At 35.7% G+C, this 18,390-nt stretch carries 16 protein-coding genes and 1 pseudogene; 14 read left to right on the forward strand and 3 right to left on the reverse strand.

Annotation, left to right across the window (positions count from 1 at the left end; translation table 11 throughout):
- Positions 1-83: 83 nt before the first annotated feature.
- The 5 genes and pseudogenes from CHSO_RS21405 to proC all read left to right on the forward strand — a co-directional run.
- Positions 84-2,837: a TonB-dependent receptor plug domain-containing protein gene (locus CHSO_RS21405; protein ID WP_045500683.1), complete on the forward strand. Its 2,754-nt coding sequence runs from the start codon at positions 84-86 to the stop codon at positions 2,835-2,837.
- A gap of 19 nt (positions 2,838-2,856) precedes the next feature.
- A complete protein-coding gene (locus tag CHSO_RS21410; RefSeq protein WP_045500685.1) occupies positions 2,857-4,080 on the forward strand; it encodes a DUF4876 domain-containing protein in 1,224 nt (407 codons plus the stop codon).
- Positions 4,081-4,108: 28 nt separating this feature from the next.
- Positions 4,109-5,632 carry a DUF6850 family outer membrane beta-barrel protein gene (locus CHSO_RS21415; protein WP_045500687.1) on the forward strand — a complete coding sequence of 508 codons (1,524 nt, stop codon included), beginning with the start codon at positions 4,109-4,111 and terminating at the stop codon, positions 5,630-5,632.
- A 2-nt stretch (positions 5,633-5,634) separates the two neighbouring features.
- Positions 5,635-6,783, forward strand: coding sequence for a cytochrome-c peroxidase (locus tag CHSO_RS21420; RefSeq protein ID WP_045500689.1), 1,149 nt, complete (start codon positions 5,635-5,637; stop codon positions 6,781-6,783).
- A gap of 374 nt (positions 6,784-7,157) precedes the next feature.
- A pseudogene (gene proC, locus CHSO_RS21425) lies at positions 7,158-7,964 on the forward strand (pyrroline-5-carboxylate reductase); the annotation flags it as partial.
- On the opposite strand, the gene CHSO_RS21430 reads toward proC, so the two are convergent.
- Complete coding sequence (locus CHSO_RS21430) at positions 7,954-8,367, reverse strand: VanZ family protein (protein WP_045500693.1); 414 nt, start codon at positions 8,365-8,367, stop codon at positions 7,954-7,956. The pseudogene proC and the gene CHSO_RS21430 overlap by 11 nt on opposite strands.
- Before the next feature lie 55 nt (positions 8,368-8,422).
- Between CHSO_RS21430 and lnt the strand changes: the two genes are divergently transcribed.
- Entirely contained in the window at positions 8,423-10,057 is a 1,635-nt protein-coding gene (lnt, locus tag CHSO_RS21435) for an apolipoprotein N-acyltransferase (protein WP_045500695.1), read from the forward strand.
- Between the two features lie 516 nt (positions 10,058-10,573).
- Here the strand turns inward: lnt and CHSO_RS21440 are convergent.
- Positions 10,574-12,286, reverse strand: coding sequence for a T9SS type A sorting domain-containing protein (locus CHSO_RS21440; RefSeq protein ID WP_045500697.1), 1,713 nt, complete (start codon positions 12,284-12,286; stop codon positions 10,574-10,576).
- Between the two features lie 240 nt (positions 12,287-12,526).
- On the opposite strand from CHSO_RS21440, the gene rpmB reads away from it, so the two are divergent.
- The 6 genes from rpmB to CHSO_RS21465 all read left to right on the forward strand — a co-directional run bounded on the left by rpmB (position 12,527) and on the right by CHSO_RS21465 (position 14,992).
- Positions 12,527-12,769 carry a 50S ribosomal protein L28 gene (gene rpmB, locus CHSO_RS21445; protein ID WP_002976757.1) on the forward strand — a complete coding sequence of 81 codons (243 nt, stop codon included), beginning with the start codon at positions 12,527-12,529 and terminating at the stop codon, positions 12,767-12,769.
- Between the two features lie 6 nt (positions 12,770-12,775).
- Positions 12,776-12,958 (forward strand): 50S ribosomal protein L33, encoded by a 183-nt coding sequence (gene rpmG / locus CHSO_RS21450; protein ID WP_027373683.1) that lies wholly within the window; start codon positions 12,776-12,778, stop codon positions 12,956-12,958.
- Between the two features lie 19 nt (positions 12,959-12,977).
- The gene (locus CHSO_RS25485; RefSeq protein ID WP_065399141.1) at positions 12,978-13,130 is read left to right on the forward strand and encodes a DUF4295 domain-containing protein; all 153 of its coding nucleotides are present in this window, start codon (positions 12,978-12,980) and stop codon (positions 13,128-13,130) included.
- 89 nt (positions 13,131-13,219) lie between these two features.
- Positions 13,220-13,708: a RidA family protein gene (locus CHSO_RS21455; RefSeq protein WP_045500702.1), complete on the forward strand. Its 489-nt coding sequence runs from the start codon at positions 13,220-13,222 to the stop codon at positions 13,706-13,708.
- On the forward strand, positions 13,705-14,658 hold the full coding sequence (gene ftsY, locus CHSO_RS21460) for a signal recognition particle-docking protein FtsY (RefSeq protein WP_045500707.1): 954 nt from the start codon (positions 13,705-13,707) through the stop codon (positions 14,656-14,658). Before CHSO_RS21455 ends, ftsY begins: the two co-directional genes overlap by 4 nt.
- 73 nt (positions 14,659-14,731) lie before the next feature.
- The gene (locus CHSO_RS21465; protein ID WP_045500709.1) at positions 14,732-14,992 is read left to right on the forward strand and encodes a GlsB/YeaQ/YmgE family stress response membrane protein; all 261 of its coding nucleotides are present in this window, start codon (positions 14,732-14,734) and stop codon (positions 14,990-14,992) included.
- A 71-nt stretch (positions 14,993-15,063) separates the two neighbouring features.
- Here CHSO_RS21465 and sppA read toward each other — a convergent pair whose 3' ends face one another.
- The gene (gene sppA / locus CHSO_RS21470; protein WP_045500711.1) at positions 15,064-16,821 is read right to left on the reverse strand and encodes a signal peptide peptidase SppA; all 1,758 of its coding nucleotides are present in this window, start codon (positions 16,819-16,821) and stop codon (positions 15,064-15,066) included.
- A gap of 20 nt (positions 16,822-16,841) precedes the next feature.
- On the opposite strand from sppA, the gene folK reads away from it, so the two are divergent.
- Together folK and CHSO_RS21480 are read left to right on the forward strand one after the other, a co-directional pair.
- Entirely contained in the window at positions 16,842-17,258 is a 417-nt protein-coding gene (gene folK / locus CHSO_RS21475; RefSeq protein ID WP_045500713.1) for a 2-amino-4-hydroxy-6-hydroxymethyldihydropteridine diphosphokinase, read from the forward strand.
- A 17-nt stretch (positions 17,259-17,275) separates the two neighbouring features.
- Complete coding sequence (locus tag CHSO_RS21480; RefSeq protein WP_045500715.1) at positions 17,276-18,361, forward strand: hypothetical protein; 1,086 nt, start codon at positions 17,276-17,278, stop codon at positions 18,359-18,361.
- Positions 18,362-18,390: the final 29 nt, after the last annotated feature.

The following is an 18,390-nucleotide window of genomic DNA, read 5'->3' on the forward strand; positions in this document are numbered from 1 at the left end:
TATTTTAATTTATTCTAAATAATCATTGTCTCGCATCATTATATTTTATAGTTTTGCGCTTTACTTATTTAGAATAAATAAAAATGACTAAATCTTTACTTTTAGTTTTCCTTTTCATTTTCAGTGTACAGATGGTACAGGCACAAAATGAAAAAACTCAATTGAACATTACCGTATTCGACGAAAACAATAAAGAATTAAAGGGGGTTTCTGTTACCATCAATCAAACCTCTTTAACTACCGATAAAAATGGTCATACGGATATTTCTATTCCCAATGGTAAATATCACGTAAAAGTTCTTCATCCTGATTTTCAGGAAAAAGAACTGAATATCAACCATACTTCTCTTCAAAATGTTATTATTAAACTTCAGCCCGTTAATAAGCTGGAAGAGGTAGTAGTCTTTTCTAAGGAGAGCAAAGGTTTAACAACAAAATCAGTGATTGACAGGCAGACTATGCAGCATTTGCAACCTTCCAGTTTCTCAGACTTAATGGAACTTCTTCCCGGTGGACTTTCTACAGCACCGGTTTTAAACTTAACTAATAAAGCCACTCTCAGGGAAAATACTGCTGGCTATACTGGAAATGAATATAACACATCCTCTCTTGGAGTACAGTTCATGATTGATGATAACATCATCAATTCCAACGCCGATATGCAGGTCTCAGTAGATAACAGGCAATTCTCAGAAGGCCCGAAGTATAGAGAAACCTCTTCTTCAGGAGTAGATATGAGAACCATTTCTACCAACGACATTGAGAAGGTGGAAGTGATCCGTGGTATTCCATCAGCAGCATATGGAGATCTTACTTCAGGATTAATCAAAATTGAACGCAGAATAAAAGCAGCTCCACTGCAAGCTAGGTTCAAAGCTGACGGATTCAGTAAGCAATATTATCTGAGTAAGGGATTTAAAATCAATGATAAGTGGCAGATGAGCGCCAGTGCAGATTTCCTGGATTCAAAATCAAATCCAACAGATGATTTTGAAACCTATCAGCGTATTACGGCATCTATCCGTTCAAAGAAAATCTCAACACTATGGTCAAGGCCTTTAGAATGGAGATCTACTATTGATTTTTCCACCAATATTGACCATAAAAAATATGATCCGGACAACGGCTATCCTTCAACAGACAGGTATGAGTCCAATAATAAAAGAATCAGCATAACCAATAACTTCATTTATCAGTTGGATAAAAATGCATTTTTCAACAAATTAGCTTTAAATACAGCCATCCGTCAGGGGTTTGAAAAATTAGAACAGGTAAAACTGATTCAGCTGTCTGGACCGCGTTCATTTTCACTCGCCACAGAACAGGGAGAAAACGTGGGTTATTATCCAGATCTTCGCTATATCGCAGAATTTTCCACAGAAGGAAAGCCTTTGGATATCACGGCCTTCTTCCAGGCAAACGGAACAAAGAAAACTTTTGGAATTACCCATCAATATGAAGCCGGACTTGATTGGAGATATTCAAAGAATAACGGAAAGGGACTTGAATACGATATGAAGACTCCCCCTTCAGCCAACACAGGAATTACAAGACCGAGACCTTACAATGATATTCCTGCCTCAAGTTTATGGGCTGCTTTCTTAGGCGATCAGATGAGTTACGCTATTCACCAACATAAGTTTACTTTGTACGCAGGATTGAGATTATCAAAAAATATGGGAATTGATAACTCTTATGCCATCAGTAAAAAAGTATTTGCTGAACCGAGATTAAATTTCCAGTACAGCTTACCCCATCTCATGATTAATGACTATCCATTAAAAACAGATGTAACTCTGGGATATGGTCTTTTCTACAAACAGCCTACTTTATTAATGCTTTACCCTAACAAGGAATACTGGGATTACACACAGCTGAATCATTATCACAATGATTCGCAATATCGATATGTAAACTTTATGACCTATATACAGTCCAGGGAAAATAAAGAGCTTCAGGCTGCAAAAAGTATTAAAAAGGAAATTCGTTTAGACTTGTCGTACAGAAATAATCAATTCTTTATTACTTATTTTAAAGAAACTATGACCACTGGTTTCCGAAATATGGTTCAAACTACTGTTCATAACTACAAACAATATGATAATACACAGGTAGATTTAACTCAATGGACACCTAACGGACCCGATTTAACTAATGTACCTTATGAAATTAAAAATGTTTTTGGAGCTTACACCACTACAGAAAACGGAAGTGAAACTTTAAAACAGGGAATTGAATTCGGGTACACTTCACCAAGACTCAAAGCAATCAATACAAGATTTACCTTCACCGGAGCATGGTTCAAAACTCAATACAGAAATTCAGCTCCTATTATTAACAGACCTAATGGCTCAATTGGAACAGAACCTTATCCTTATTACGGAATCTATCAATCTGATTATGGTTATGTGAATTCAAATATCAACTACAATCTTCTTATAGATACCTATCTTCCAAGTCTGGATATGATAATTTCCGCGTCTTTGCAAGGAAGTTTATATGACCATAGCAGAAATGACAGAAGAATTGCAGAACCTATTTCTTATTACGGGGTAGATGGAGTGATACATCCCTTTACAGAGGCAGACAGAACAGATACCTATAAACAATGGTTGGTAAGAAGCGTTTCGGTTTCTGATAATCTGGATAGGCTTTACACCTTTACCATGGTAGGAAATCTTAAAGTCACTAAAAGTATTTATAAGGCACTTCGGACTTCCTTATTTGTTAACAGACTTTTCAATTATAGTGCTCCTTACACTTTCAACAATGTAAAAGTTTACAGAAAAGGAACCAATACTCCGTATTTCGGAATGGAATTGAACTACAATTTTTAATATATATCAAAAAAATATCATGAAAAAAAGAGTTTTACTACTAAGTTTAGCTGCTATGATGGCCACAGCATTTACGGTAACGTCATGTACTAATGATCATTTCGGAGAAACAACTACTCAGAAAGGACTTTTAACATTAAATTTTTCAGGTGAAAATATTTCTACTTACAAAAGTTTGGATCTTGAATTCAGAGAAGTAAATACGAATATTGTAAGAAGAGAAACCATTAAAAATGTCAACACATATTCTATAACTTTACCCTATGGTTCTTATAAAATTACTGTAAATGGTGCCGTAATTTCCGAAAATACAGAAGTATCGGCAGGAGCCATGGCCCAAACTGATATTGCTTTATCTGCAACGAATCTTAACATTCCGGTTATTATTAAAAAGTTTCATGATGACTTTATCATTGAAGAAATTTTCTTTACAGGAATTAAAACAACAGAAGGTAAAAACTACAACTCAGGACGTTATTTTAAATTAACCAATAACACCAAGGAAGTACTATATGCTGACAAACTCATCATTGGACAATCTGAATTTTTGACAACAGAAGATAAAAATCCTACTCCGTATAATGCAAATCTATCATTCCCGGTAAAAGCCGTAATGGTACTTCCCGGTTCTGGTATAGACTATCCTGTACAGCCGGGAGATTTCATCGTTATTGCAGACAATGCCATCAATCATAAAGCGCAGACCAGCACTGCTTATGACCTTCACAACGCCAATTTTGAATATCCTTCAAATAATCCGGCATTAGGACAGGTAGATAACCCTTCTGTTCCCAATGCAGAAGTGATTTATTCACAAATGAACTTTAACATGTTTTTTTTACATGACCGTGGTTTTGAAAGTTACGTGATCGCCCGTTTTCCATTCGATGAAAACAGAGATAGCTTTCTTCAGAAATATAAATATGATTATTCTTATATAAACAGTGCCGGTACAGTTACGGCAAAAAGCACTTATGTGATTCCTAATTCCTGGATTATTGATGGAGTAAACAACAGTATTTCTTCAAAATTTGCCCATACTTTAACTTCTGCAAGTATTGATGGCGGCTGGACTTCTGTAGGAACTATTGATAAGGATCCTACCCGTTTCGGAAAATCGGTAAGACGTAAGGTAACCGGACAGATGACAAACGGTAAAAATCTATATCAGGATACCAACAACTCCTCGAATGATTTTGTGAAAGACTCTCAACCAAGCTTAAAAAATGGGATTGTTCACTAAAATACAGTTCGATATTCAACCGTAAATTATGTTACAAACAAAAATATTTTTCTGCCTGCTATTGATCGGAGTCTCATTTAATATAAAGGCTCAGGACAGCCTAAGCCTTTTTAAAAAGCTCAACAATCAATACAATCAGGAAAGAGATTTTAAAAATAACTTTTACTATAATCCGGCATCCATGTCGGGTTATAGTACTTCTTCATTTTCAGAGTTCAGTGCCGGTTATCATGACAATAAAGAAAAGATTTATCGTCAACAACTAGGAAATGGCAGCAAAGGATTAACGATAAAAGCTCAATCTTTTCAAAAACTGAAACCTCACCGTTTTGTATGGGGAAGTGCAAGTTACCAGAACTTAAAAACAAGCGTTGTCAATTGGAACGAAACATTAGATTACGAACGTATTGCCCCTTATATCACTTCTGATTCCGTTGGTGGAAAATTAAATCTGGAACATTACCAGTTTTCAGGAGGATATCTTGAAAAAATAAATAAATGGACTGTTGCCGGGCAGGTAAGCTATTCCGCACAAATGGGATACCGTTCAAAAGATCCAAGAATGAAAAGCACAACTTCAGACCTAAGGATGAATGCCGGTGTTAACTATAAAATTTTCAGAGAATATGAAGCTGGAGTTTTCGGTGAATTCAATAAATACACTCAAAATAATTCGACTCAGTTTCAAAGTCTTTTGGGAAGACCTTATGTATATATGATGTCTGGGCTAGGCTTCTCAAATGCTTTATTTAATGGAGGAACACGTCCTACCAATACTTTTGAAGAATTTGCGTATAAAGGAGGTTTTCAGATCTCCAACAAACAGGGAAAAGATTTTTACCTTCAGGCTACAATAGGAAAATCCAACAATAGTAAGAGTTATAATGACGGTTCAAACACATTTCACAACCTTTCTGACCTGAAAAACGAACAGTTTGGAGTGGAAGGTGCAAAATTTTTCAATATTAATGAGAAACACCGTATCGGTTTATTAGCAGAATATACCACATCCAAAAAAACAGGATCTGAATATGGCTACTCCATGAATACCGCCATCATGACTCAGATCTTTAAAAGAGAAGCTTATCGTAGAGAAAATTACACCACATCCGTTAAAGGATTTTATCAGTATATTCAGGACAATTTCTCCATTACAGCAGTTCCGTTCTTTGGATATGAAGAAGTAAAAGAACGTAGGCTCTATCCAAATTCAGGACAGAAATTTGTATACTCCCATTTTGGAGTCAATGCTGATTATAAACAACAGGTTAATAAAAACCAAATATTTACATTCCAATCGTATTTCTATAAAAGAGTGGTCAACCAATCTATCAATGCTTTGAACACTACCGGAAATGCAGCAGTTAATGAATGGGTACTTCAGGACTACATGTTCCAAGCCAGTGATATTACAACGTTCGGAGTGGTTTTGAGATATGATTTTAAGCTGGATAAACTACCTGCATTCTTCGCTACTATACAATATCAGACAAAAAAAATACAGAATACAAACAATAATTTTGCGGGTGCAAGCATAGGGATAACTTTTTAGATATGAAAAAACTAATATATGGAGGACTAGGTGGTATTATTTTGATTTTATTAAGTTTCACCCCTAAAGTAAATCGGGATTTGCTGGATCTTCAGGATCCTGCCATTGAAGATATTGTGAAGAGTTATAAAAAAGCAATCTCAGAATGGCCCCAACCGAATATTGATTATGGTGTACAATGGAAAGAATTCACTCCCATTACTACAGACACTGCATTTTTTAAAAATCAGGATAAGCCCAGTGTTATTCTTGGAAAAATGTTATTCTTTGATCCGAAATTATCCCAATCCAGTCAAATTTCATGCAGCTCATGCCATGATCCGGAAATGGGTTGGTCAGACCGAAGACATGTTGCATTAGGAAATAATCATCTACTGGGAAACAGAAATACAATCTCTCTTTATAATGTTGCAGAAAGAAATTTATTCTTCTGGGATGGAAGAGCAAAAACCCTTGAAGAGCAGGCAGCAGGTCCACTCGGGGCCCATCATGAGATGGCAATGGACATCAAATCATTACCCTCAAAAATACAGGCTATAAAAGGATACAAACCTCTTTTCAAAAATGCCTATGGTGATGAGAAAGTTACCTATGACAGAATTGTAAAAGCAATAGCCGATTTTCAAAAAACCATTAAAAGCCAACCCAGCCGTTTTGATAAATTTCTAGAGGGGAAATACAATGCTTTATCTGATGATGAAATCTATGGGATGCATATTTTCAGAACAAAAGCACGCTGTATGAATTGCCATAGTGGACAATATCTTACAGACGAATCTTTTCATAATATCGGATTGACTTATTACAAAAGAAAATATGAAGACCTTGGCTTGTATAATATCACAAAAAAAGCTGAAGATGTAGGAAAATTCAGGACCCCACAATTAAGAGATCTGATGCTCACTCAGCCATGGATGCATAACGGATTTTTTGGAGAATTGGAGGGCATTGTGAATATATATGACAGCGGAATGCACATGATAGATCCATCTCCTGAAGCCAAACAGAACGATCCATTGTATCCGGTAACAGATCCTCTATTAAAGCCTTTAAAACTCACCAAAGAAGAGAAAAAAGCTTTGGTTTCCTTCCTTGAAGCCCTTTCAGGAACAAAATATAAAATGAGAAGACCTGAATTTCCCGTGGAATAAAAAAGGTCCGGCAAATGCAGGACTATTTTGTATGGAAGATTGATGCTGGAAGCCGAAGGTTCCTAAGGACGCTCAATAACTCAAGTGCACCTGATATCTGATTTAATATTATAAAATCACCTGAGTTCTGGATAAGACATTTCTGTTTTTAGTAAGGAAGGAAGCCTGGAGCTGGGAGAGGGAAGTGAGTTAAGGTTAAAAAAAACTTACAACTCTGTAATGTATTATTTCTTTAAAGACTGCTTCATCAAATTTTACGACAACGTCAGAAATTGTAGTTCCGATAGTAACTTCCAGCCTCTCTCTTCCAGCTCCCCCACTCTTCCTCTTTTATATCACAATAAAAAACATTATTTTCGTTACAAAATCAACACAACATGAGAATAGCTATTTTAGGAGCCGGAAATATGGGATTATCATTTTCAAAATCATTCTTGAAATATGAACTGATTAAACCGGAAAATCTACACCTGATTACCCGTAGCCAGGCAAAAATATCCAAAATAGCGGAAGAATTTCCCCAATCCAAAATTTCCACCTTTGAAGAAGTTACAGAACTGGATGCCGATCTGATTATTATTGCTGTAAAACCACAGGATTTCCAAACGGTTGCTCAGAATTTCAAATTTACTTTAAAGGAAAACCAGATGGTTCTCTCCATTATGGCCGGCATTAATATTGAGAAAATTCAAAAATCACTGAACCATCCACTGGTTGTAAGAGCAATGCCTAACTCACCTACCCTTCTGGGAATGGGAATTACCGGCTATACTGCCGCAGATGGTATTTCTTTCAGCCAGCTTATCAATATTGAAAGACTACTAAACAGTACCGGAAGATCTGTTTACTTAGAAGATGAAAATCTTTTGGATGGCGTTACGGCTCTTTCCGGAAGCGGGCCAGCTTATTTCTACTATATTATTGATGCCATGATTAAGGCAGGAGTAGAAATGGGAATTGAAGAAAATCTGTCTAAACTGTTTGTAAAACAAACCATGCTGGGAGCTTATCATCTCATCAATAATTCTGAAAAGAACCTTGAGGAGCTTATTAAAGACGTAGCCTCCAAAGGCGGAACTACAGAAGCAGCTTTGAAAACCTTTGAAGATAACAATTTCAAGGAAATTTTAAAACTGGGAATCTTAAATGCCGAAAAGAGAGCAAAAGAACTCAATAGCTAATCTGTTTTTCAATACATCTACGAAACAGCCATCCTAAATATACTCCAAGTGTATTCAGGAGGATATCATCTACCTCGAATATTCCCATTCTTGTAAAATACTGAAGTCCTTCCACGATGGTAATGGCCGGAATAAAATTAAAAACCAGAGATTTCAGGTCTCTTAGTTTTGGAGAAACCCAACCCAGAAAACCAAAGGGAACAAACATTACAATATTTCCAACCACAATAGTAACAATATCCTGCCATGACTTCGCACCCTGAATAAACTTAATGGTGGAAAACACCGGTTCTACTGTAATAAGGTGATCATCATACTGAGATCTGCCCATTCCGAGAAACATCAGATAAAGCAAAAATAGAGTGTAAGGAACAATAACAATTTTATATAATTTCTTTAACATCGGATGCTAATATATTCATTTCAAAAACATTAAATTTGTATATTAAAATAATTTAATGAAATACGTTCTACTAACACTTATTTCAGCAATGCTGCTGTCGGTCTCATGGCCTACTTATGGAGTTCCCTTTTTTATCTTTTTCGCTCTCGTTCCTCTTCTGATGATGGAACATGGAATTTCAAAATTTTCAGACTATAAAAGAAAAGGCTGGATGATCTTCGTGCTATCCTATCTTTGTTTTGTGATCTGGAATATTGTCACTACGGGATGGTTGTATGGCTCTAAAAATCCGGACGGAAGCCACTCTATGATGGCGGTTGTATTCCCGGTTCTTGTAAATTCACTCTTATACTCTTTGGTTTTCCAGTGTTATCATTGGTATAAAAATGCCCAGGGAACCTATTGGGGATTAGGATTCTTTATTGCCATCTGGATGAGCTTTGAAAAATTTCACTTAGGCTGGGAGCTTACCTGGCCATGGCTGAATTTAGGAAACGTATTTTCTGATTATCCAAAACTGATTCAGTGGTATGATACCTTAGGAGCAACCGGCGGAAGCTTCTGGATCCTATTAATCAACGTTCTTATTTTCTATACCGTAAGAACATGGGAAGCAGGAAGAAAGAAAAAAGATTTGATTAAAAACTCATCTATTATAGCTGCTTTAATTGCTATTCCGATGATTATTTCTGTCATCAAGTATAACAGTTTTAATGAAAAACCATCCGGACAGGTGAATGTACTGATGCTACAGCCTGATCTTGATCCTTATGCTGAAAAATATTCAAAAGACAGTTTAACAATTGAGCAGGATCTTTTGGCTTTGGCTGAAAAGAATTCGACTACAAAAATTGATTACTATATTGCTCCGGAAACAGCTCTACCAGGCAGAGGTTCCATCTCAGAAACCGGCATTGAGAAGAGTTTACTTTTAAATAATGCTAAAGACTTTCTGTCTAAACATCCTGGATCTGTTTTCGCAACAGGAATCTCTTCCCACCGTTTATTTTTTGATCCTGCAAACTTACCAAAAGAAGCGTATGAAATTAATCAGGGAGTTTGGGTAGCAAGCTACAATACAGCTATTCAGCTGGCTCCACAACAAAAAACTCAGATCTATCACAAAGGAAAACTGGTTCCCGGAGTTGAGATCTTCCCATACATGAATGTTTTAAAACCTATTTTAGGGGATGCTATGCTGAATTTAGGCGGAACAGTAGCTTCGTTAGGGACAGACAAGGAAAGAATGGCCTTTTCCAATCCCTACAACAAAGGAAAAATGGCCCCTATTATCTGCTACGAAAGTATTTATGGAGAATTTGTAACAGATTACGTAAAAAAAGGAGCTAACTTTCTTGGCATTATGACCAATGACTCCTGGTGGGGCGTTACAGAAGGACACAAACAACTTTTATCTTACGCAAAACTAAGAGCTATTGAAACCAGAAGAGAAATTGCCCGTGCCGCCAATAGTGGAATTTCAGCACACATCAATGCTAAAGGGGAAATTGTAGCAGATACTTTTTATGGAGACCAAACTACATTATTTTCAAAAATCAACCTTTATGAAGGAATGACATTCTACTCAAGAGCAGGAGATCTTCTTTCAAGGTTTTCAATGTTTGCACTAGGATTTTTATTATTCTATTATCTGATAAAAAGGGTTCAGGCAAAAATGAAGAAAGCCTAGTATCTGAATATCAGTCGCACTGATCTTTACCCTCAAAAATAGTATCTGCGTTATCTGCAAAATCTGAGAGAATTCAAACTCTCGCTGATTAAGCTGATAACACAGATTTTAGAACAATTATCTATAGTAGCCTTGTCAATGTTTAAAACCTTGACAAGGCTTCCAGACTATCCTCCACAACAAAAGTAACAACCCCAAGAGTAAACCTTACTTTCCAGAATCATTGACGAATAAAAGCTCATGCAGATTGAGGAAAGCATGTATTCTAACACAATCATCTGGGTAAATTCGTGTATTCTGTGGGAAATAAATTCTCGCTGATTGAGTCGATAATGCAGTTTTTTATTTAAACACAAATAACTACAAACGTCTGCATAATCTGTGAGATCTGTGGGAAATATTAAAACGATTTCCATGAAACCATTTTCACTAAGAATGACTACAGATTACCGGATTAAAAAAAGAGAAGCCAGCTGGACGTCTGGCTTCTCTCAAGATAGAATAATGATTCAGTAGTTATTTAATACTAAGTTTTTTTGTGGTTACTTCGTTTTTCATCTTCAGTTTTAACAGATATATCCCTTTAGGAAGATGAGAAACATCAATAGATTGATCTGCTTTTAAAGTTACGTTCAGCTTTTTCCCTTCCATTGAGTAGATTTCAGCTTCTGATACCTTTTCACCTTTAATAAATACTTTATCAGAGGTTGGGTTTGGATAAATAACAAGTTCTTTTTCGTAATTGACTGTATTCTCCCTGGTTGATAATGATCCTTGTGTAGAAGCTTCTGAATATGTTTTTGAAGCATCAATTGATCTTACACTCCAATATACATTCTGAATGGACGGATCAAGATCCAGGAACCATGAAGGAGTGGTTACAATATATCTGGCAATATCCTGCGAGTTGGGTGAAGATCCTACTTTAATTTCATAACGTAATGCATTCACCGGAGTTTTATCATCTGTAGCCCCACTCCATGTGAAATTAAATCGGTTTCCGTTTTTAGTCATGTTCAAATGAGTTGGGGCTGTTGGCTTTGCATTCTGCTCTGTAGAATTATTTTTAAAAACCTTTGTTAAAGATGGAATATCCTGGTTAGCCCAATCAAATCCACTTAGTAAAACATCCAGATGATTATCATTATTAAAATCGAACAACTGTATCATTCCCGGACCTCCCAGGTTGTACAAACCTGTTGTTGTACCCTCTGTAAATTTCTGATTGGTTGTGTTATATAAATAAGTCTTTACCACTGCATTATAATTTACATCACCGGAAACGATAAAATCATAATATCCATCATTATTTAAGTCTCCAACACTGATGGATGCATCAGAGATTTCTGATGGAATCTGCTGAACGATTAAGTTTCCTGTTCCATCATTCATCAGAACCGCAAGATAAGGATCGTCATTAGTATCCTTACCCACCACTACGATATCCTGAAAACCGTCTGCATTAAAATCTGCCACTTCAAGTTTTCCTGAAATCAAAGAATCAAGAGCTTGTGTATGAACTAATGTTCCGTTCTGATTGATATACACTTTAGAAACCGGATCTCCGTTAATGTCCGATCCGATAATAACAAGATCCAAAAGATGGTCATTATTAAGGTCTACTATTTTAAAGCTCCCGTTTTGAGTTCCATCGGCCCAGTTTTCAGTCAGATTAAAACCTGATCCTGTATTTTGATAAAAGTCAAGAGTATTTCTAAAGCCTCCTCCATGGGCAAACTGCGTTCCATTGATGGCATAGTCCTGCTTTCCGTCATGATTAAAATCAAAAACCTCCAGTGAACCATATATTTTTCCAGGAAGTTCATCTTCTCTTACAAAACCAACTCCTGTATTTTTAAAACGATAATGCTTATAGTTGACAATATCCATATAACTTAATCCTGTGGAAATAATATCCATCAAACCATCGTTATTAAAGTCTACAAACTTTATATCTCCAAGATGGGTAACATCTCCACCCAGATCGGTATAAGGCTGTAAAGTTGTTCCGTTATTCCTGTATACTTCGTTATAGGTAGCATCAGGATTTCCATCTCCATCCGAATCTATAGCTCCATTAACTACAATATCCAATGTCCCGTTATTATCCACATCTGCAATATCAGCAGCCGAGAAATAAAAATTATTCATTCCGCTCTGTATCTCCGTGAAATTTTGAGCAGATAAACCAACGGGTAACATAGATAATAGAATATAAAACTTTTTCATAATTTTTATTTAGATTAATTAAAAACAAAGATAGAATATTAATTTTTTTGCTTGGAAAAAAGCCTGTATGAAATATATCAGCACTGATTTACTGCTATATCCCAGAAATTCGGATATTTTAAAAAATCAATATTTATAATCAGTCACTTATTTACAAATATTTTCCAAAAGATTTGTCTATCTAAAAAATTCTTCGTTATTTTGCACTCTCAAATATTATACAAATAAGAACATCGAGATATGTCAAGAATTTGCCAAATAACAGGAAAGCGTGCAATGGTTGGTAACAACGTTTCTCACGCTAATAACAAAACGAAGCGTCGTTTTGAAATTAACTTATTAGAGAAGAAGTTTTACCTTCCAGAGCAAGATAAGCACGTTACACTGAAAGTATCAGCTCATGGATTGAGAGTGATTAACAAGATTGGAATCGAAGAAGCTATTGAAAGAGCTACTAGAAACGGATTGATTAAAAAGAATTAATAAATCATGGCAAAAAAAGGAAACAGAGTTCAAGTAATCCTTGAATGTACAGAGCACAAAGAAAGCGGTATGCCAGGAATGTCTAGATACATTTCTACAAAAAATAAAAAGAACACTACAGAGAGATTGGAATTGAAAAAATACAATCCTGTTCTTAAGAGATCTACCCTTCACAAAGAAATCAAGTAATTTATAAATATAATTTACAATGGCAAAGAAAGTAGTAGCAACCCTACAAAGCGGTCAGTCTAAAAAAATGACTAAAGTGGTGAAAATGGTGAAGTCTTCTAAATCAGGAGCTTACGTTTTCGAAGAAAAAGTAATGAATGCTGATGAAGTAGATGGTTTTTTGAAAAAATAATCAATACTTTATTTACAATATAAAAAACTACTCATATTTTGGGTAGTTTTTTTGTTATCTTTGTTCACCAGATTATTAATCAATGAAATATGAAGAAGATTCTTGTTCTAATAGGTACGGTTATTTTTCAATTTTCATTCAGCCAGAAAACAATGGATCCCATAGAATACAAAAGTTCACCAAAAGTTTTCAGTATCCCTGGATTATCACAATCAGTAAGCATTGATTGCAGTACGTCCAGAATGATTTTATTATCTGGTCAGGTTCCTTTAGATTCAAAGGGAAACCTGGTAGGGGAAAATGTAGAAGAACAAACCCATCAGATTTTCAAAAACATTGAAAATATTCTGAAGGAGTATGGCGGTACAGGCAAAGACATTGTCAAACTTGGAATCTTCATCACAGATATATCAAAAACCCCGGATTTCAGAAAAGTCAGGGATGAATATATCAATCTTCAGAACCCTCCTGTAAGCAGCCTTATAGAGGCAAGTAAACTATTCAGGAATGATGTACTGATAGAAGTGGAAGCCACAGCAGTAATTAAAACAAAAGATAAGAATAAACTAAAACTATGAGTTGGTTTAAAAATATTTTCAAAAAGGAAGAAAAAGAAACTCTGGATAAAGGATTAGAAAAATCCAGCCAGGGATTCTTTGAAAAAATGACGAAGGCCGTAGTCGGTAAAAGCAAAGTAGACGATGAAGTACTGGATGATCTGGAAGAAGTACTGATTGCATCTGATGTAGGCGCCTCCACTACCATCAAAATCATAGAAAGAATTGAAGAACGTGTTGCCCGCGATAAATATGTTGGGGTAAACGAACTGGATAATATTCTTCGTGAGGAAATTTCCGGATTATTGCTTGAAAACCCTCATGCAGGAACAGGAAATATCGATACTTCAAAAAAACCTTACGTTATTATGGTGGTTGGAGTAAACGGTGTTGGAAAAACAACCACAATTGGAAAATTGGCTCACCAGTTCAAATCTGAGGGTAAAAAGGTGGTTCTTGGAGCTGCAGATACCTTTAGAGCTGCTGCCGTTGACCAGCTTACTATCTGGAGTGAAAGAGTGGGCGTTCCTATTGTAAAACAGGAAATGGGATCCGATCCTGCCTCTGTAGCTTTTGACACAGTACAAAGTGCCGTAGCTCAAAATACAGACGTTGTTATCATTGATACTGCAGGAAGGCTTCATAATAAAATTAACCTGATGAACGAACTTTCTAAGATTAAAAGAGTAATGCAAAAGGTAATTCCTGATGCTCCTCATGAAATCTTGTTGGTACTTGATGGTTCTACAGGACAAAATGCATTTGAACAGGCTAAACAGTTTACTGCTGCAACAGAAGTGAATGCTTTAGCCGTAACAAAACTAGACGGAACAGCAAAAGGAGGTGTCGTAATTGGTATCTCAGACCAGTTCCAAATTCCGGTAAAATATATAGGTGTAGGTGAAAAAATGCAGGATCTGCAGCTTTTCAATGGTACGGAATTTGTAGACTCATTCTTCAAGAAAAGATGATTTATATCATGTTTTCCCTTATATTAGTATAACAAATCAATTTTAAATATTAATCATTAAAAAATTTGCAACTATGGGAATTATAACATGGATCTTATTCGGTCTTATTGCAGGTGCTATCGCTAAAATGATCATGCCCGGGACTCAGGGAGGAGGCTGGCTAATCACCATCATCCTTGGAATTCTAGGAGCATTTATAGGAGGTGCTATAGGAGTTTACGTTCTACATTGGGGAGATGTTACCTCATTCTGGAATCCAAGAAGCTGGATTCTTGCCATTGGAGGAGCTTTAATTCTCCTCTGGATTTACGGAATGGCCACGAAGAAAAGCTAATCTAACGCTTATAAAAAATAAAATCCCGGATCTGAAATTCAGATCCGGGATTTTCGTACAATATAATTTAGTTAGTTGTTGATTCTAATCTGGTAAGGCATTTCCATTTTTACCTCAGATTGTAATTTTTTGTCTGTAATCTGCTGTAAGATTTCATAGTTGGACTTCCCTATTTTATTTTTGATAATTCTTGCAGAAACATCTTCTTCATTAAGATCTTTGAAGATCTGCTCAAATGGAGTCATTTTCTTAGGATAAGCTTCTACATAGTAAGACTTTACTCCTGCCTTCTGTGCTGCAAATTTCACAGCATCATTAAGCGTTCCCAGTTCGTCTACCAAGCCTATTTCTTTGGCACGAACACCACTCCATACTCTACCACCACCTACATTATCAATCTGCTCAAATGTTTTCTTTCTGTTCTGGGTAACGAAATGTACAAATCTTTTGTAAGTACCTTCTACACTTCTTGTCATCATATTTACTCCATAAGGTGTTACTCCGTTTAATCCTGAATAATACATTGAATTAGCATTGGTAGCCACCACATCTGCACGGATACCGTTCTTATTCGCAATATCTTTATAATAAGGCAATACCCCGAATACCCCGATAGAACCTGTAAGCGTACTAGGCTCAGAATAAATCTTATCTGCTGCCATCGCTACATAATAACCACCAGAGGCTGCATAATCACCAAAAGATACTACCAGTGGTTTTTTCTTTTTCAGTTGTTGCAATTCAAATAAAATTTCATCTGAAGCATTCGCACTTCCCCCTGGAGAGTTAATTCTGAATACTACCGCTTTCACTTTATCATCTTCCTGAAGTTTTTTAATGTATTTTACATACTTATCGGAATGAATGTCATTATACTCGTCTCCGTTGTTAATAGAACCTGATGCATATAGTATTGCCACTTTTTCTCCTGATTTATCTTCATCAGTGAAAGAGTTGATATAATTAGTTAAAGAAACCTTATTCAGTTTTTCTTTATCCTTTACATTCAACTTTGTTTTAAGCATATCTTCATATTCTGATTTTTGGATAAGCTTATCTGCCAGCTTATATTTTAATCCCTGCTCAGGAATCATTCCGTATAGGCTATCAACAATTGTTCTGAATTGAGCAGTGTCAATTTTTCTGGACGCTGCCATTTTATAAGATGTATTTTTCCAAAGATCGTTTAACAGAGTGCTTAGCTGCTCTTTATTTTCAGGAGAAATATCATTTCTTAAAAAAGGTTCTACCGCAGATTTGAATTTACCATGACGGATCACTTCTATACCGATACCATATTTATCTGCGAAATCTTTAAAGAATGTAACCTCAGTAGAAAGTCCTTTTAATTCTATACCTCCTGTAGGGTTAAGATAATATTTGTCTGCTACTGATCCTAAATAATAAGCAGATTGAGAAACTCCATTTCCATAAGCATATACAAACTTTCCACTTTTCTTGAAATCTTCAATAGCATTTCTAAGATCATCAATTTGAGTGAGCCCCGCATTCAGGTCATCTGTCTCAATACTAATTCCTTTAACATTATCATCAGTTTTAGCTTTATTAATTGCCTCAAGTACATCATATAAAAGGACATTTTTATTTTGGCTGCCTAACCCAAACAAATCCATTTGTTCTTCGGTAGGACTATCTATTATATTCGTCTTTAAATTAATGGTAAGAACCGAATTCTTTTTCACTACCACAGACTTGTCACTTCCCATAGAACTAAACACAAGCATCATAATAAAAAAGACGAAAAACACAGCACAAAGTATGATTATTGCTACTATATTTGCCAAAACATTTTTAAAGAAACTTCTCATAAATCAATCAATTTTCCAATATGTCGCAGCAAAAGGTAGTTTTGTTACTAGGAAGTAACCTTGGAGAGCAAAAAAAAAATATAGAGCTTGCTTTACAGAAAATAAGTGATGCCGGAAATAAAATTTCACAGATAAGCGAATTTTTGATGTCTGATCCCGTAGAATTTGTCAGTTCTAATATTTTTTGTAATATTGCAGCAATAATATTCACGCATCTTTCACCAATTCAACTGCTTGATTGTATTAAAAACATTGAAGCTGAAATGGGAAGAATTAATGATTCAAAAGCATCAGGTGGTTACACAGACAGGGTAATAGATATTGATATCATTAAGTATAATGAATTGAATTTTACATCAGAAAGATTAGAAATCCCTCATAAAAAACATCTTTTTGAAAGGGATTTTTCCAGAGTATTATTAAAAGATTTTATTTAAAACATAAAACATATTGTATGAAATTAGGTTTATTATTATTGGCTACAACCTTGCCAATTGCTGCTTTCGCACAAAGTAGCACTACTACAGTAAACTCTTCTACTGAGTATCCTAATACATTCTCTTCAGGCTCCGCTAACGTACAACCTTTTGACAATAAAGCAAGACGCTTCAGAGATTGGTCTATTTCAGTGGGAGGAGGTGCAGCATTTATGGTTCATTCTGACCTTAAATCTCTTCGTAAAGATAAAACCAACTGGGGGTACAATGCTTACGTAAGTATTGACAAACAAATCTCCCACACTTTTGGTTTAAGCTTAATCTATACCAAAGGAGAAACTAAGCAGACAGGACAACTATCAGGTGCTGCGGGTGCAGCTGCAGGAGTTGCAACAGCAACAACCCAATTTGACCAGTTAGCTTTAATGGGAGACATTAACTTCTCTAATCTATTAAGAAGAGTTGATAACCATTCTCCTTACAGATGGGCTTTCCACGGATATATGGGTATTGGGCTTCAGGCATTCAGAACGTCATTACATGACAATAATGAAAACAGATGGAGTGATAATCCAAAAAGAATTCCTTCATTTGTTAGACAGCCTTTGGATATTGGTTCTGTATACTATCAGGGAGGTTTAGGACTTAAATATAATGTTTCAAAACTTATTGATGTTGAAGCAAGAACCATGTACATCGTTAGTGGTGATGACGAATTTGATGGCGGTGGTCCTGCTTACACAGAGTATAACATGCTTAATAAGAGAAAATCTGATAATGCATGGACTGTAAGTTTAGGGGTATCTTTCAAATTAGGGAAACATCTTTCTCATTTAGCTTGGCATGACCCACTTCAGGAAGCATACTATAAAACCAGCGTTTTAGAAAATGCAACTACAGATCTTGTAGTTTGTGAAAAAGGAGATGCTGATAATGACGGAGTATGTGATGATTGGGACAGACAGCTTGATACTCCTGCAGGAGCAAGAGTAGATGGTGCCGGTGTAGCTTTAGACATGGATCTTGATGGTGTTATCGACCTTTATGATAAATGTGTAACTGTTCCAGGACCTGTTGAAAACAACGGTTGTCCAATCAAATAATACAGAAAGTTTTTTCAAAAAAATTAAAA

The sequence above is a fragment of the Chryseobacterium sp. StRB126 genome, assembly GCF_000829375.1.
Taxonomy (GTDB): Bacteria; Bacteroidota; Bacteroidia; order Flavobacteriales; family Weeksellaceae; genus Chryseobacterium.

Excerpts from the sequence above, each read along its gene's own strand:
- CHSO_RS21405 (WP_045500683.1), top strand. The coding sequence starts at position 84 with ATGACTAAATCTTTACTTTTAGTTTTCCTTTTCATTTTCAGTGTACAG.
- CHSO_RS21410 (WP_045500685.1), top strand. The coding sequence starts at position 2,857 with ATGAAAAAAAGAGTTTTACTACTAAGTTTAGCTGCTATGATGGCCACA.
- CHSO_RS21415 (WP_045500687.1), top strand. The coding sequence starts at position 4,109 with ATGTTACAAACAAAAATATTTTTCTGCCTGCTATTGATCGGAGTCTCA.
- CHSO_RS21420 (WP_045500689.1), top strand. The coding sequence starts at position 5,635 with ATGAAAAAACTAATATATGGAGGACTAGGTGGTATTATTTTGATTTTA.
- CHSO_RS21430 (WP_045500693.1), bottom strand. The coding sequence starts at position 8,367 with ATGTTAAAGAAATTATATAAAATTGTTATTGTTCCTTACACTCTATTT.
- lnt (WP_045500695.1), top strand. The coding sequence starts at position 8,423 with ATGAAATACGTTCTACTAACACTTATTTCAGCAATGCTGCTGTCGGTC.
- CHSO_RS21440 (WP_045500697.1), bottom strand. The coding sequence starts at position 12,286 with ATGAAAAAGTTTTATATTCTATTATCTATGTTACCCGTTGGTTTATCT.
- rpmB (WP_002976757.1), top strand. The coding sequence starts at position 12,527 with ATGTCAAGAATTTGCCAAATAACAGGAAAGCGTGCAATGGTTGGTAAC.
- rpmG (WP_027373683.1), top strand. The coding sequence starts at position 12,776 with ATGGCAAAAAAAGGAAACAGAGTTCAAGTAATCCTTGAATGTACAGAG.
- CHSO_RS25485 (WP_065399141.1), top strand. The coding sequence starts at position 12,978 with ATGGCAAAGAAAGTAGTAGCAACCCTACAAAGCGGTCAGTCTAAAAAA.
- CHSO_RS21455 (WP_045500702.1), top strand. The coding sequence starts at position 13,220 with ATGAAGAAGATTCTTGTTCTAATAGGTACGGTTATTTTTCAATTTTCA.
- ftsY (WP_045500707.1), top strand. The coding sequence starts at position 13,705 with ATGAGTTGGTTTAAAAATATTTTCAAAAAGGAAGAAAAAGAAACTCTG.
- CHSO_RS21465 (WP_045500709.1), top strand. The coding sequence starts at position 14,732 with ATGGGAATTATAACATGGATCTTATTCGGTCTTATTGCAGGTGCTATC.
- sppA (WP_045500711.1), bottom strand. The coding sequence starts at position 16,821 with ATGAGAAGTTTCTTTAAAAATGTTTTGGCAAATATAGTAGCAATAATC.
- folK (WP_045500713.1), top strand. The coding sequence starts at position 16,842 with ATGTCGCAGCAAAAGGTAGTTTTGTTACTAGGAAGTAACCTTGGAGAG.
- CHSO_RS21480 (WP_045500715.1), top strand. The coding sequence starts at position 17,276 with ATGAAATTAGGTTTATTATTATTGGCTACAACCTTGCCAATTGCTGCT.